Genomic DNA, 14207 nt, shown 5'->3' on the forward strand with positions numbered 1-14207 from the left:
TATTTAGAGGTAACGCATTAGAAATGTTAATGTGCCGAATAAAAAATAGGCAATAGCATTAGAAACTTCAACGTCCAAGCAGTTGAAAATCAAAAAATTCATATTTTGTGTGCTGACGATCACTTAGCGGTGTGAAGGGCAAAAAGGAAAGCGTATTACGTGAGATCGCACCCTGATAAGTAATCAAACCTAATCGTCAATCGTGAGGAAGTGCGGAGAAGATGGTGGTTATAAATGTAAAAAAGCACCCGGGATGGGTGCTTTTATAAGGCTGGTATTTAAGACTAACGATTAGCCGTAGATATTAGCGCGGTCGCGGAGTTCCTTGCCCGGTTTAAAGTGAGGGACGTACTTACCTTCCAGCTCAACTTTGTCACCCGTTTTCGGATTACGACCTACACGCGGTGCACGGTAGTGAAGTGAAAAACTGCCAAACCCACGGATTTCAATACGGTCGCCTTCGGCTAGCGTAGAAGCCATTTGTTCGAGCATTTCTTTCACTGCATCCTCAACCACTTTGGCTGGGATATGAGATTGCTGTCCAGCAAGCCTTTCAATAAGTTCAGACTTGGTCATAGCTCCTCCAAGTGCGGTTATCAATAACCAGGATAACTGACTACCGTTACAAGAATGAGCAACTTACGTTGCTCATTCCACCGTAGTGATTACTCGCCTTTAGCTGCTTTGAACGCTTCTGCCATCGCGCTGGAGAAATTGTTTTCTTCCGGCTTGTTGTTAACAGTTGCGATTGCATCTTTCTCGTCAGCTTCGTCTTTCGCACGAACAGACAGGCTAACAACGCGGTTTTTACGATCAACACCGGTGTATTTCGCTTCAACGCTGTCGCCAACGCTCAGTACCAGAGTTGCATCTTCAACACGGTCACGTGAAGCGTCAGAAGCACGCAGATAGCCTTCAACACCGTCTGCTAATTCAACTGTAGCACCTTTGGCGTCAACTGCTGTAACTTTACCAGTAACAATAGCACCTTTCTTGTTAACAGACAGGTAGTTATTGAACGGGTCTTCAGCCAGTTGTTTCACGCCCAGGGAGATACGCTCGCGCTCTGCGTCAACCTGCAGAACAACAGCGGCGATTTCATCACCTTTCTTGAATTCGCGAACGGCTTCTTCGCCAGCCACGTTCCAGGAGATGTCGGACAGGTGCACCAGACCGTCGATGCCGCCATCCAGACCGATGAAGATACCAAAGTCAGTGATAGACTTGATTTTACCTTCAACGCGGTCGCCCTTGTTGTGGGTTTCTGCGAACAGCTGCCATGGGTTGGATTTACACTGTTTCAGGCCCAGAGAGATACGACGACGTTCTTCGTCGATGTCCAGAACCATCACTTCCACTACATCACCAACGTTAACAACTTTGGATGGGTGGATGTTTTTGTTGGTCCAATCCATTTCAGAAACGTGTACCAGACCTTCAACGCCTTCTTCGATTTCAACGAAGCAGCCGTAGTCAGTCAGGTTGGTCACGCGGCCAGTCAGACGCGTGCTTTCTGGGTAACGCTTAGCGATAGCGACCCATGGATCTTCGCCCAGCTGTTTCAGACCCAGAGACACACGAGTACGCTCGCGGTCGAACTTCAGCACTTTAACAGTGATTTCGTCGCCCACATTGACGATTTCGCTTGGGTGTTTAACACGTTTCCAAGCCATATCAGTGATATGCAGCAGGCCATCAACGCCGCCCAGATCAACGAATGCACCGTAGTCAGTAAGGTTCTTAACGATACCTTTAACTTCCATGCCTTCCTGCAGGTTTTCCAGCAGTTGATCGCGCTCAGCGCTGTTTTCAGATTCGATAACTGCACGGCGGGAAACAACAACGTTGTTGCGTTTCTGATCCAGCTTGATAACTTTGAACTCAAGCTCTTTGCCTTCCAGATGCAGCGTATCGCGAACCGGACGAACGTCTACCAGAGAACCTGGCAGGAACGCACGAATGCCGTTCAGCTCAACAGTGAAACCGCCTTTAACTTTACCGTTGATAATACCGGTAACAGTTGCAGCTTCTTCGTAGGCTTTTTCCAGCGTCAGCCATGCTTCATGACGTTTAGCTTTTTCGCGAGAAAGCAGCGTTTCACCGAAGCCATCTTCGATAGCGTCCAGAGCAACGTCAACTTCATCACCAACCTGAATTTCCAGTTCGCCCTGTGCGTTCTTGAATTGCTCTACCGGAATGGCAGATTCAGATTTCAGACCGGCGTCAACCAGTACGACATCTTTATCAATAGCAACAACAACACCACGTACGATGGAACCAGGACGGGTTTCGATTTCTTTCAGGGATTCTTCAAAGAGTTGAGCAAAAGATTCAGTCATGTTTGATAATCTTAAGGGTTTCAATTTAACGTCCATCTGGCATCCTGCTCGATGGGGTTGTTTAACATGCCCCGCTGTGCATCCTTACAGCGAGGTAAAAATTCAGTTTTCTGTGATTACGCTAAAATTTCGCGGGCATAAGCCAACGCGCGCGCTATCACTTCATCGATTGTCATTTCCGTTGAATCCAGCACCAACGCATCGGCAGCAGGCACTAACGGCGCAACGGGGCGGCTGCGATCGCGCTCATCCCGTTCTTTTATCTCAGACAAAAGACGTTCAAAGTTAACATTAAAGCCCTTCCCCTGCAACTGTAGCATGCGACGTTGTGCACGTTCTTCCGCACTGGCATCCAAAAAAATCTTCACTGGAGCATCAGGAAAGACGACCGTTCCCATGTCTCGGCCATCAGCAATCAACCCCGGAGCCTCGCGAAATGCGCGCTGCCGACGTAATAATGCTTCACGAACGCGAGGAAAAGCCGCGGCCTGAGACGCCGTATTGCCTACCGCTTCAGTACGAATTTCATGGCTAACGTCTTCACCTTCCAGGATGACTTTGAGTTGCCCGTCTTCTGCAACAAAGCGCACATCAAGATGAGAGGCCAACGGAACCAGCGCGTCTTCCGAACCGATATCCACATGGTGGTGCAATGCCGCCAGAGCCAAAACACGATAGATAGCCCCCGAGTCCAGCAGGTTCCATTGTAAAGCCTCAGCCAATGCCTTACACAAAGTACCTTTGCCTGCGCCGCTCGGTCCGTCAACCGTAATTACCGGTGCCATCACCGTCATTTCTCTCTCCTTTAATACTGGGAAGTTCCGCTTATGCCGTTTTATGGCATCACGGAACCTCATTATACGCATCAATACAGAGAAAGGTTACCCCAATGCCGGAATGGCGGGAAAAATAAGGCATTCTCTGAACGAGATGCGCAATTTCAGAAGAAAAATTGAGCGTAGTTCGGGAAAATCGATAGAGGAAAAAGGCACGGAAACCGTGCCTGGAGAGAAATCAAGCCAACTCGCTGAGACGTGCCAGTTGTTCAAAGTAGTCAGGGAAAGTTTTAGCCGTACATTTCGGGTCCAGAATCGTAACTGGCGTATCCGATAGCGCGACCAGCGAGAAACACATCGCCATACGGTGATCGTTGTACGTGCCGATTTCTGCCACTTTCAGCTTGGCAGGCGGCGTAATGCGAATGTAGTCATTACCCTCTTCCACTTCCGCGCCAACTTTACGCAGCTCAATCGCCATTGCCGCCAGGCGATCGGTTTCTTTCACGCGCCAGTTGTAGATATTACGCAGCGTAGTGGTGCCACCTTGAGCGAAAAGCGCCGCCGTCGCGATAGTCATCGCAGCATCAGGAATGTGGTTCATATCCATGTCGATCGCGTTCAGTTCACCGCGTTCACATTCGATATAATCCTCGCCCCAGCGCACAATAGCGCCCATTTTTTCCAGCACATCAGCAAAGCGAATGTCGCCCTGTACACTATTGCGGCCTACACCGGTCACGCGCACCACACCGCCTTTAATCGCCGCGGCGGCCAGGAAGTAAGAAGCCGATGATGCATCACCTTCCACCAGATAATCACCCGGTGAACGATACTGCTGGCGACCCGCAACGAAGAATCGTTGATAGTTTTCATGACGCACTTCAATACCAAACGCTTTCATCATATGCAGCGTGATATCGATATACGGCTTGGAAACCAAGTCTCCCTGAATGCTGATTTGCGTATCTTGCGCGGCCAGAGGCGCAGTCATCAACAGCGCCGTCAGGAACTGGCTTGATACGCTGCCATCTACGCTGATTTCGCCGCCCTGAAAACCACCGTGCAGACGAAGCGGTGGGTAATTTTCCTGTTCCAGATAGTCAATTTTCGCCCCGCCCTGACGCAGCGCATCGACCAGATGCCCGATTGGGCGCTCTTTCATCCGCGGTTCGCCTGTCAGCACAATATCGCCATCGGTCAGACACAGCGCTGCAGCCAGTGGGCGCATCGCGGTACCAGCATTCCCTAAAAACAGTTCCAGCGGTTGCGATGCCGTAAACGCCCCACCCAGACCGGTAATCTCACACACCGTCCGGTCAGACGACAGGTGGTAGTCCACTCCCAACGCCGTTAGAGCGGTAAGCATATGGCGGACATCGTCACTGTCTAACAGGTTAGTCAGCCGGGTCTTTCCTTCAGCCAAGGCCGCCAGCAACAGCGCACGGTTAGAGACACTTTTTGAGCCAGGAAGGTTAAGGGTGCCGTTAATCAGTTTGATGGGTTGTAGCGTCAGGGATTCCTGCATGTAAAGCCTATTCTTTCAACGTGGACATAAAAACCCCGGAAAGTCCGGGGCTGATCAAAATGTATCGAGGGGCGGTCTGAATCAACCGTGGCGACGAGCGAAGTCAGCCATAAATTCCGTCAGCGCTTTCACGCCTTCCAACGGCATCGCATTGTAGATAGAGGCACGCATGCCGCCTACTACGCGATGGCCTTTCAGCGCGTGCAGACCTGCAGCGACTGATTCTTCCAGGAAGACTTTATCCAGCGCAGAATCCGCCAACAGGAATGGCACATTCATGCGAGAACGGTTCGCTACCGCGACGTCATTACGATAGAAATCGTTACCGTCAATCGCGCTATACAGCAGCTCGGCCTTCTCCTGGTTACGTTTTTCCATTTCAGCCAGACCGCCGTACTCTTTCAGCCATTTGAAGACCATACCGGACAGGTACCAGGCAAAGGTCGGTGGCGTATTGAACATGGAGTCATTGTCCGCCAGAACCTGGTAATCCAGAATCGATGGCAGCTCACGGCGCGCCTTGCCCAGCAAATCTTCACGTACGATAACCAGCGTCAGGCCGGCAGGGCCGATATTTTTCTGCGCACCGGCATAGATCACGCCGTAACGGCTGACATCAATACGACGAGACAGGATGCTGGAAGAATAGTCGGCGACCACAATTTTATCGCCAAAGTCCGGCTCTTCTTCGATCGCAATACCGTCAATGGTTTCATTCGGGCAGTAATGCACAAACGCCGCGTCATCAGACAATTTCCATTCACGCATCGGCTTAATGCCGCGCAGTTCGCCCACGCGCGTTTTCACGTCAATCACGTTAGGCGTGCAGTATTTTTCTGCTTCATTGATTGCGCTGTGCGCCCAATATCCGCCGTCGATGTAGTCGGCCGTTGAGCGTTCGCCCAGAAGATTTAATGGCACTGCGGCGAATTGCGCACGAGCACCGCCGTGGCAAAAGAGCACTTTGTAGTTGGAGGGGATTTTCAGCAAATCACGCAGATCCTGTTCGGATTCAGCGGCAACCTGCATAAACTCTTTACTGCGGTGGCTGATTTCCATAACCGATGTGCCCAGGCCATTCCAATTACACAATTCCTGTTCAGCACGACGCAGTACTTCAACCGGCAGCATTGCTGGACCGGCGCTAAAATTAAAAATCTGAGTCATTTCCCCTCACCACACCTGAAAAATAGCGGCTCTTTTTATCACCGTTGTTACAAATACCATTTTTATAAACCTGACGGTTATAAAAATACCGCTGTTACAAGATAGTAGTTATAACGGAACGACCGCCATAACCACACTACTTTTACCCTGCTATCGGTTTTATCACTCGTCCATCGCGGCTGCAACGCTTATTGCGCTTTCATTATGCAAAACGGCACGTTACGCAGTCTGTTCTTTTTCACTGTTGCCGATCGGTTATGAATAAATAGAGTCTGAACAGAAAAATCCGTATCATGCCGCTTCCGCTAATCTCGATAAGAGTGAACACCATGACTCAAACGTTTATCCCAGGCAAAGACGCCGCCCTGGAAGATTCCATCGCCCGTTTTCAACAACAGCTCCAGGACCTGGGGTTTAACATCGAAGAAGCGTCATGGCTGAACCCGGTGCCAAACGTCTGGTCTGTCCATATTCGAGACCGCGATTGCCCGCTCTGCTTCACTAACGGTAAAGGTGCCAGTAAGAAAGCGGCGCTGGCCTCTGCGTTAGGCGAGTATTTCGAACGTCTGTCCACCAACTATTTCTTTGCTGACTTCTATCTCGGCAAAAGCATCGCTAACGGCGATTTCGTTCACTACCCGAATGAAAAATGGTTCCCTATTCCAGAAGATGATGCGTTGCCGGAAGGTATTCTGGATGCCCGTCTGCACCAGTTTTACGATCCTGAGCAGGAACTGAGCGCCAGCGATCTGATCGATCTGCAATCCGGCAATGCCGACAGAGGCATTTGCGCGCTGCCATTTACGCGTCAGTCCGATCAGCAAACTGTCTATATTCCGATGAACATCATCGGTAACCTGTACGTTTCTAACGGGATGTCCGCAGGTAACACCGCCAACGAAGCCCGCGTTCAGGGGCTGTCTGAAGTGTTTGAGCGCAGCATCAAAAACCGCATCATTGCCGAATCCATCAGCCTGCCAGAAATTCCGCAAGAGGTGCTGAACCGCTACCCTGGCGTGGTCGAAGCGATTGCAACGCTGGAAAAAGAAGGTTTCCCGATTTTCTCTTACGATGCCTCACTGGGCGGGAAATATCCGGTCATCTGTGTGGTGCTGTTTAACCCGGCTAACGGCACCTGCTTTGCCTCCTTCGGCGCACACCCTGACTTCGGCGTGGCGCTGGAGCGTACCGTCACCGAACTGTTGCAAGGTCGCGGCCTGAAAGATTTGGACGTGTTCACGCCGCCGACGTTCGATGATGAGGAAGTGGCCGAGCACGCCAATCTGGAAACCCACTTTATCGATTCCAGCGGTCTGATCTCCTGGGATATGTTCAAGAAAGAAGCGGATTATGAATTTGCCGACTGGAGCTTTAAAGGGTCGACGGAAGAAGAATTCGCTACGTTGATGGCGATCTTCAAGCAGGAAGATAAAGAAGTCTACATTGCTGACTATGAGCATCTGTCTGTTTATGCCTGCCGCATCATTGTGCCGGGAATGTCAGACATCTACCCTGCCGACGATCTGTTGTTAGCCAATAACAGCATGGGCGCTCACCTGCGTGACACGCTGCTGGCGCTGCCTGACAGTAAATGGGAACAAGAAGACTATCTGGCGCTGTTGCAACAGTTGGATGACGAAGGGCTGGACGATTTCACCCGCGTACGCGAGCTGCTCGGCATTGCCACCGGAAAAGATAATGGCTGGTTTACGCTGCGCGTTGGCGAACTAAAAGCCATGCTGGCACTGGCCGGCGGCGATCTGGATCAGGCATTAAGCTGGACAGAGTGGACGCAGGACTTCAACGACTCCGTCTTTACGGCACAGCGCAGCAACTACTACCGTTGCCTGCAAACGCTGCTGTTACTGGCGCAAGAGCCTGAGCGCGATCCGGCAGAATATTACGATGCCTTTACCAAAATGTACGGCAGTGAGACCGTCGATGCCGCTAGCGCTGCTGTTGCTGGAGAAGCGTGCTTCTATGGTCTGTTTGCCGTCGATGACACCTTCACTTCTTTACCTGCGCACCAGTCGCTGCTGGCAGCCTATGAAAAACTGCAACAGGCGAAACGTCGTTATTGGCAAGCAAAATAATGCCAGAATGATGAAGTCAGCACGCGTCTTATATCGATGAGTGCGATCGAGTGCAAATAGTCACCGAGAATAGCCCTTTATTTTAAAGGGCTATTTTATTAGCCAAAGGGCAATATTTATTATTCGTAATGCATAATCAGAACATTGTTATTAAATGGTGAAGTTTTAATTAAATTACATCGACAAGGTGGTACTGAAATTCTACAAAACATGATTTTTATTAACGCTAAATCGGTAGGTTTAACGTATACCATTCAACTCTTTTTATAAAATTTAAAATATTTTTTTATTATAAAATTCAATATATTAACTGCTAAATCACCCTATCCCACCCTGCTTGCTGACCTGTTAATTTCTTGCAATATGATCCACGTCAAATTTTACCGTATACTGCTTTGTTAGTATCTCAACGCTGATAATTTTTAAGAGAGAGTTAGTGTGAAAGCTGACAACCCCTTTACTCTATTACTCCCGGCTGCGATGGCAAAAGTTGCTGAAGATGCCGGAGTCTATAAAGCTACTAAACAACCGTGTACGACGTTTTATTTAGCGATCACAGCGGGTGTGTTTATTTCGATCGCCTTCGTCTTTTATATTACGGCCACCACTGGAACCGCGACGATGCCTTTCGGTATCGCGAAATTGATCGGTGGTATCTGTTTCTCCCTTGGCCTTATGTTGGTGGTCGTCTGCGGCGCAGACTTGTTTACCTCAACCGTTCTCATCGTGATTGCCAAAGCCAGTGGACGTATTACCTGGAAGCAACTAGCCTGTAACTGGGCAAATGTCTATGTCGGCAACCTGATTGGCGCGCTTTTCTTCGTTGGACTTATCTGGTTCTCGGGAGAGCATATGGTCGCAAAAGGTGCGTGGGGTCTTAACGTCCTGCAAACAGCTGAACACAAACTTGAACACACGTTTGTTGAAGCGCTGTGTCTGGGGATTCTGGCCAACTTGCTGGTTTGTCTGGCCGTGTGGATGAGCTATTCCGGCCGTACGCTTACAGACAAAATGTTTGCCATGATTCTGCCTGTCGCCATGTTCGTTTCCAGCGGCTTTGAACACAGTATCGCCAACATGTTCATGATTCCTATGGGCATCGTTATCAAAAATTTTGCGGCCCCGGAATTCTGGAATGCCATTGGCATGGTGCCGTCTCAATTTGAACATTTAACCGTTAGCCACTTCATTACCGATAATCTGATCCCTGTAACTCTGGGGAACATCATCGGCGGCGGCGTAATGGTCGGTTTGACATATTGGGTAATTTATTTGCGCGGTGGAGACAAGCACTAAGGTGCAATCGGCCGCAACGTCGGGTTTTAAGAAATCCATATCAAAGGTAGGTGTAAAATGACCGAGCTGAATGAAAAATTGGCCAATGCATGGCAAGGCTTTAGCAAAGGTGAATGGCAGGATAACGTCAACGTTCGTGACTTTATCCAGAAAAACTACACGCCGTATGAAGGTGATGAGTCTTTCCTGGCTGGCGCAACCAAAGCGACCTCAGCGCTGTGGGACAGCGTCATGGAAGGCATCAAACAGGAAAACCGTACTCACGCGCCTGTTGATTTTGATACCAATGTTGCTGCAACTATCACGTCTCACGACGCGGGATACATCAACAAAGGCCTGGAAAAAATCGTTGGTCTGCAAACCGACGCTCCGCTGAAACGTGCGTTAATTCCGTTCGGCGGCATCAAAATGGTTGAAGGTTCATGCAAAGTTTACGGTCGTGAACTGGATCCTCAACTGAAAAAAATCTTCACCGAATACCGTAAAACGCATAACCAGGGCGTGTTCGATGTTTACACTCCAGATATCCTGCGCTGTCGTAAATCAGGCGTTCTGACGGGTCTGCCAGATGCCTACGGCCGTGGCCGTATCATCGGTGACTACCGTCGCGTTGCGCTGTACGGTATCGACTTCCTGATGAAAGACAAGTTTGCTCAGTTCACTTCTCTGCAATCCAAACTGGAAAATGGCGAAGATCTGGAAGCAACAATCCGTCTGCGTGAAGAAATTGCCGATCAGCATCATGCACTGAGCCAAATTAAAGAAATGGCCGCTAAATATGGCTGTGATATTTCTGGCCCAGCAGCGACAGCTCAGGAAGCCGTGCAGTGGACTTACTTCGGCTACTTGGCTGCGGTGAAATCACAGAATGGTGCAGCCATGTCCTTCGGACGTGTGTCCACCTTCCTGGATATCTACCTTGAGCGCGATCTGGCTGCAGGCAAAATCACTGAGGAAGAAGCTCAGGAAATGATTGACCATCTGGTCATGAAACTGCGCATGGTACGTTTCCTGCGTACCCCTGAGTATGATGAGCTGTTCTCTGGTGACCCAATCTGGGCAACCGAATCTCTGGCTGGTATGGGTCTGGATGGTCGTACACTGGTGAGCAAAACCAGCTTCCGCTTCCTGAACACCCTGTACACCATGGGGCCGTCTCCAGAGCCAAACATGACCATTCTGTGGTCTGAAAAACTGCCACAAAGCTTCAAAAACTATGCGGCTAAAGTCTCCATCGATACCTCTTCTCTGCAATATGAGAATGACGATCTGATGCGTCCTGACTTTAACAACGATGACTACGCGATTGCTTGTTGCGTAAGCCCAATGATCGTTGGTAAACAAATGCAGTTCTTCGGTGCTCGTGCAAACCTGGCGAAAACCATGCTGTACGCGATTAACGGCGGCGTGGACGAAAAACTGAAAATGCAGGTTGGTCCGAAATCAGAACCGATCAAAGGCGATGTTCTGGACTTCGACGAAGTGATGGATCGTATGGATCACTTCATGGATTGGCTGGCGAAACAATACGTCACCTCGCTGAACATCATTCACTACATGCACGACAAGTACAGCTACGAAGCGTCGCTGATGGCACTGCATGACCGTGACGTGTTCCGTACTATGGCATGTGGTATCGCGGGCCTGTCTGTTGCTGCTGACTCCCTGTCTGCCATCAAATATGCCAAAGTTAAACCGATTCGTGATGAAGATGGTCTGGCTATCGACTTTGATATCGAAGGCGAATATCCGCAGTTCGGTAACAACGATGCTCGCGTAGATGAACTGGCTTGTGACCTGGTTGAACGTTTCATGAAGAAAATTCAGAAACTGAATACCTACCGTGGTGCAACACCAACCCAGTCTGTTCTGACCATCACCTCTAACGTGGTATATGGTAAGAAAACGGGTAACACGCCAGATGGTCGCCGCGCAGGTGCGCCATTCGGACCAGGTGCGAACCCAATGCACGGTCGTGACCAGAAAGGTGCTGTGGCTTCTCTGACTTCCGTTGCTAAACTGCCGTTTGCTTACGCGAAAGATGGTATTTCTTATACCTTCTCCATCGTACCTAACGCGTTAGGTAAAGATGACAACGTGCGTAAAGCTAACCTTGCCGGCCTGATGGATGGTTACTTCCACCACGAAGCCAGCATCGAAGGCGGTCAGCACCTGAACGTCAACGTCATGAACCGTGAAATGCTGCTTGATGCGATGGAAAACCCGGAGAAATATCCGCAGTTGACCATCCGTGTATCTGGCTACGCAGTGCGTTTCAACTCACTGACGAAAGAACAGCAACAAGACGTCATCACTCGTACTTTCACCCAGTCAATGTAATTTCCATGACTGTCTGAAAAAGCGTAAAATAAAGGCTCCACGTCAGTGGGGCCTTTTTCTCACCCTCGCTTGTCGTTCAGGTTGTTAGCCTGTTTTGCCAGCCCGCTATACTGTCCTCATCATGTGGATGGCTCGCAAAACAGATTCGACGCAGCATCTGTCACACGGTGTTTTTCTGTCAGTAATCCCTGCCAGATCGATACTTGCTTTCTTATGACTGCGCTCATAAAGACCGCTATTGTTCGGTCAAATTTGGAGAAAACCTCGCAATGTCACTTATCGGTCGCATCCACTCCTTTGAATCCTGTGGCACCGTCGATGGCCCAGGCATCCGTTTCATCATCTTCTTTCAGGGCTGCCTGATGCGCTGCCTGTATTGCCATAACCGTGATACCTGGGATACGCACGGCGGTAAAGAAGTGACGGTTGAAGAACTCATGAAAGAAGTCGTGACCTACCGCCACTTTATGAATGCATCCGGCGGCGGCGTAACGGCATCCGGCGGCGAGGCTATTCTCCAGGCCGAATTTGTGCGCGACTGGTTCCGTGCCTGCAAGGCAGAAGGCATCAACACCTGTCTGGACACCAATGGGTTTGTGCGCCGTTACGACCCCGTCATTGACGAGCTATTGGACGTCAGCGATTTAGTGATGCTCGACCTGAAGCAAATGAATGACGACATACACCAGAATTTAGTTGGCGTATCTAATCACCGTACTCTGGATTTCGCTCGCTATCTGGCAAAGCGCAACCAACGTACCTGGATACGTTATGTGGTCGTTCCCGGCTGGTCTGACGATGATGCGTCCGCACACAAGCTGGGCGAATTCACCAAAGATATGACGAACATCGAGAAAATTGAGCTTCTCCCCTACCATGAGCTTGGGAAACACAAGTGGATCGCGATGGGTGAAGAGTACAAATTAGACGGCGTTAAACCGCCGAAGGCCGATACGATGGATCGCATTAAATCGATTCTTGAAAGCTACGGTCACAAGGTCATGTACTAACCTCTGACGTTTTCTGAAAAATAGCGCGCTCAGGGCGCGCTATTTGCATTTTAGCGGGTAGATATCACAGCAGTGTTAATACGCTGCGCTAAGCCAAAGTCCCTGCTGCCTTGATTTTCACCTGTACCGCATTTCCCGGCAGATACGCCAACGGGATTTCCTGATAATCGATGATTTCAACGCTGCCTGCCCTAGCACCCATCTCTTCGGCAAGCACAATGGTTTGCTGCTGCAATTCGCTTTTTATCGTTTCACGATCGTTATCCGGCATTTTAACCACACGTTCGATCTGTGCGCCCACCGCCCCTAACGCCACACCCACCGCATTGGCCGCATCAAAGTTCTGCGGACGCACGACCTGGCTGACACCGGATAAAACGTCAGGCAGCAAAATACTGCCGCCGCCTACCAGCACTGCGGGAATAGCCGCGCTTGAGGATTTAATCCGATCGATAGCACTTTCCACTTTCTCAATCATCTGGCGATAAGCCTGCTGGCAAAATGCATTATCCAGTTCGGGCAGTGGATGAGGAAGAGCCGTAATCCATCGTTCACGATGAAGTTGCAGCATGATATCGCTGAGCGTTAGCGTCTCACCGCCAAAGCTGACGCCCTGTTCAAGCAGGCGATAGCCGACACTATCCGGCCCAAGGGTAAGTTTTCCATCCTGAGACTGCCGTACGCAGGTTCCACCTCCAATGCCGATAGAAATAATGTCTGGCATTCTGAAATTCGTCCGCACATCGCCGACTTCAACGGCGATTGCCGATTCACGTGGGAAGCCATTCACCAGGACGCCAATATCGGTCGTCGTGCCACCGACATCGATAATCAGCGCATTATCCAATCCCGAAAGATGGCATGCCCCGCGAATCGAGTTCGTTGGTCCACAGGCCATCGTCAAAATGGGATATTGCTTCACCATGCTCTCGGACATCAATGTGCCATCGTTTTGCCCGAAGAACGGCGTAGCGTTGATACCGTGCCGAACCAGCGCTTGCGTAAAGCCGTTAACAAAGCGGTTCGCGGTACTTTGCAACGATGCATTCAGGATGGTCGCGTTTTCCCTTTCCAGTAATCCCGTGCTGCCTATCCGGTGGGATAACGACAGGGCGACATCCGGTAATGCCGCATTCACCCACTGCGCAACCTGCAGTTCCTGCTCATTATTTACGGGAGAAAATACGCCACAGATAGCCACGCTATCGACATGCCCGCGCATCTTGTCACAAACCGCAAGTACTTCATCCTGCAGTACGGGATGAATCTCTCGGCCATCAAACTCATAGCCGCCATGGATCTGATAGAAATGCTCGCCTAACGCCCTTTGCCACTCGTCATCCCAACCACACAGCGGTGGGACGCTATCGCTACTTGGCAGGCTCAGGCGCAGTAACCCGACGCGGTCCAGCCCTTTCCGCTCAACAATCGCATTGGTACATTGGGTTGTACCCAACATCGCATAGCGAATATGCTGTGGTGCGATGCCAGACTGCACCAATACCTCCGCAATCACCCGTTCGATGCCGCTGTAGATATCCAGGCTGGTAGGAAATTTGGCCGTCGCGACGCAGCGCAGGTTCGCATCTAAAATTGCCGCATCCGTGTTGGTGCCGCCGACATCAATCCCGAGTCGGTAATCATTTTTATGTAACATC

10 protein-coding genes are annotated in these 14207 nt (G+C 50.2%); 4 read left to right on the top strand and 6 right to left on the bottom strand.

Annotated features, from left to right (window positions below; all coding sequences use genetic code 11):
* Positions 1-291 precede the first annotated feature (291 nt).
* The 5 genes from ihfB to serC all read right to left on the bottom strand — a co-directional run bounded on the left by ihfB (position 292) and on the right by serC (position 5810).
* Positions 292-576 carry an integration host factor subunit beta gene (ihfB, locus tag MYB54_RS12915; protein ID WP_005967571.1) on the bottom strand — a complete coding sequence of 95 codons (285 nt, stop codon included), beginning with the start codon at positions 574-576 and terminating at the stop codon, positions 292-294.
* Positions 577-665: 89 nt separating this feature from the next.
* Positions 666-2339 (bottom strand): 30S ribosomal protein S1, encoded by a 1674-nt coding sequence (gene rpsA / locus MYB54_RS12920; protein ID WP_010277167.1) that lies wholly within the window; start codon positions 2337-2339, stop codon positions 666-668.
* A 116-nt stretch (positions 2340-2455) separates the two neighbouring features.
* Positions 2456-3133 (bottom strand): (d)CMP kinase, encoded by a 678-nt coding sequence (gene cmk / locus MYB54_RS12925; RefSeq protein ID WP_010277170.1) that lies wholly within the window; start codon positions 3131-3133, stop codon positions 2456-2458.
* Positions 3134-3353: 220 nt separating this feature from the next.
* The gene (aroA, locus tag MYB54_RS12930) at positions 3354-4643 is read right to left on the bottom strand and encodes a 3-phosphoshikimate 1-carboxyvinyltransferase (RefSeq protein WP_248720852.1); all 1290 of its coding nucleotides are present in this window, start codon (positions 4641-4643) and stop codon (positions 3354-3356) included.
* Between the two features lie 81 nt (positions 4644-4724).
* Positions 4725-5810, bottom strand: a complete 1086-nt coding sequence (gene serC, locus MYB54_RS12935; RefSeq protein WP_014915082.1) for a 3-phosphoserine/phosphohydroxythreonine transaminase — start codon at positions 5808-5810, stop codon at positions 4725-4727.
* Between the two features lie 329 nt (positions 5811-6139).
* On the opposite strand from serC, the gene ycaO reads away from it, so the two are divergent.
* The 4 genes from ycaO (at position 6140) to pflA (ending at position 12549) form a co-directional block, all read left to right on the top strand.
* Positions 6140-7903: a 30S ribosomal protein S12 methylthiotransferase accessory factor YcaO gene (gene ycaO / locus MYB54_RS12940; protein ID WP_039495928.1), complete on the top strand. Its 1764-nt coding sequence runs from the start codon at positions 6140-6142 to the stop codon at positions 7901-7903.
* A gap of 438 nt (positions 7904-8341) precedes the next feature.
* Positions 8342-9199, top strand: coding sequence for a formate transporter FocA (focA, locus tag MYB54_RS12945; protein WP_014915080.1), 858 nt, complete (start codon positions 8342-8344; stop codon positions 9197-9199).
* Between the two features lie 57 nt (positions 9200-9256).
* Positions 9257-11539 (top strand): formate C-acetyltransferase, encoded by a 2283-nt coding sequence (gene pflB / locus MYB54_RS12950; RefSeq protein ID WP_014915079.1) that lies wholly within the window; start codon positions 9257-9259, stop codon positions 11537-11539.
* A 269-nt stretch (positions 11540-11808) separates the two neighbouring features.
* The gene (gene pflA, locus MYB54_RS12955) at positions 11809-12549 is read left to right on the top strand and encodes a pyruvate formate lyase 1-activating protein (RefSeq protein WP_014915078.1); all 741 of its coding nucleotides are present in this window, start codon (positions 11809-11811) and stop codon (positions 12547-12549) included.
* A gap of 88 nt (positions 12550-12637) precedes the next feature.
* Here pflA and MYB54_RS12960 read toward each other — a convergent pair whose 3' ends face one another.
* Positions 12638-14206 (bottom strand): hydantoinase/oxoprolinase family protein, encoded by a 1569-nt coding sequence (locus MYB54_RS12960; protein WP_014915077.1) that lies wholly within the window; start codon positions 14204-14206, stop codon positions 12638-12640.
* Position 14207 lies beyond the last annotated feature (1 nt).

Origin of the sequence: Pectobacterium nicotianae (assembly GCF_023272715.1) — a bacterium.
Lineage (GTDB): Bacteria > Pseudomonadota > Gammaproteobacteria > Enterobacterales > Enterobacteriaceae > Pectobacterium > Pectobacterium brasiliense.

Coding starts and splice junctions, on each gene's coding strand:
- ihfB (WP_005967571.1), bottom strand. CDS start 576: ATGACCAAGTCTGAACTTATTGAAAGGCTTGCTGGACAGCAATCTCAT.
- rpsA (WP_010277167.1), bottom strand. CDS start 2,339: ATGACTGAATCTTTTGCTCAACTCTTTGAAGAATCCCTGAAAGAAATC.
- cmk (WP_010277170.1), bottom strand. CDS start 3,133: ATGACGGTGATGGCACCGGTAATTACGGTTGACGGACCGAGCGGCGCA.
- aroA (WP_248720852.1), bottom strand. CDS start 4,643: ATGCAGGAATCCCTGACGCTACAACCCATCAAACTGATTAACGGCACC.
- serC (WP_014915082.1), bottom strand. CDS start 5,810: ATGACTCAGATTTTTAATTTTAGCGCCGGTCCAGCAATGCTGCCGGTT.
- ycaO (WP_039495928.1), top strand. CDS start 6,140: ATGACTCAAACGTTTATCCCAGGCAAAGACGCCGCCCTGGAAGATTCC.
- pflB (WP_014915079.1), top strand. CDS start 9,257: ATGACCGAGCTGAATGAAAAATTGGCCAATGCATGGCAAGGCTTTAGC.
- pflA (WP_014915078.1), top strand. CDS start 11,809: ATGTCACTTATCGGTCGCATCCACTCCTTTGAATCCTGTGGCACCGTC.
- MYB54_RS12960 (WP_014915077.1), bottom strand. CDS start 14,206: ATGTTACATAAAAATGATTACCGACTCGGGATTGATGTCGGCGGCACC.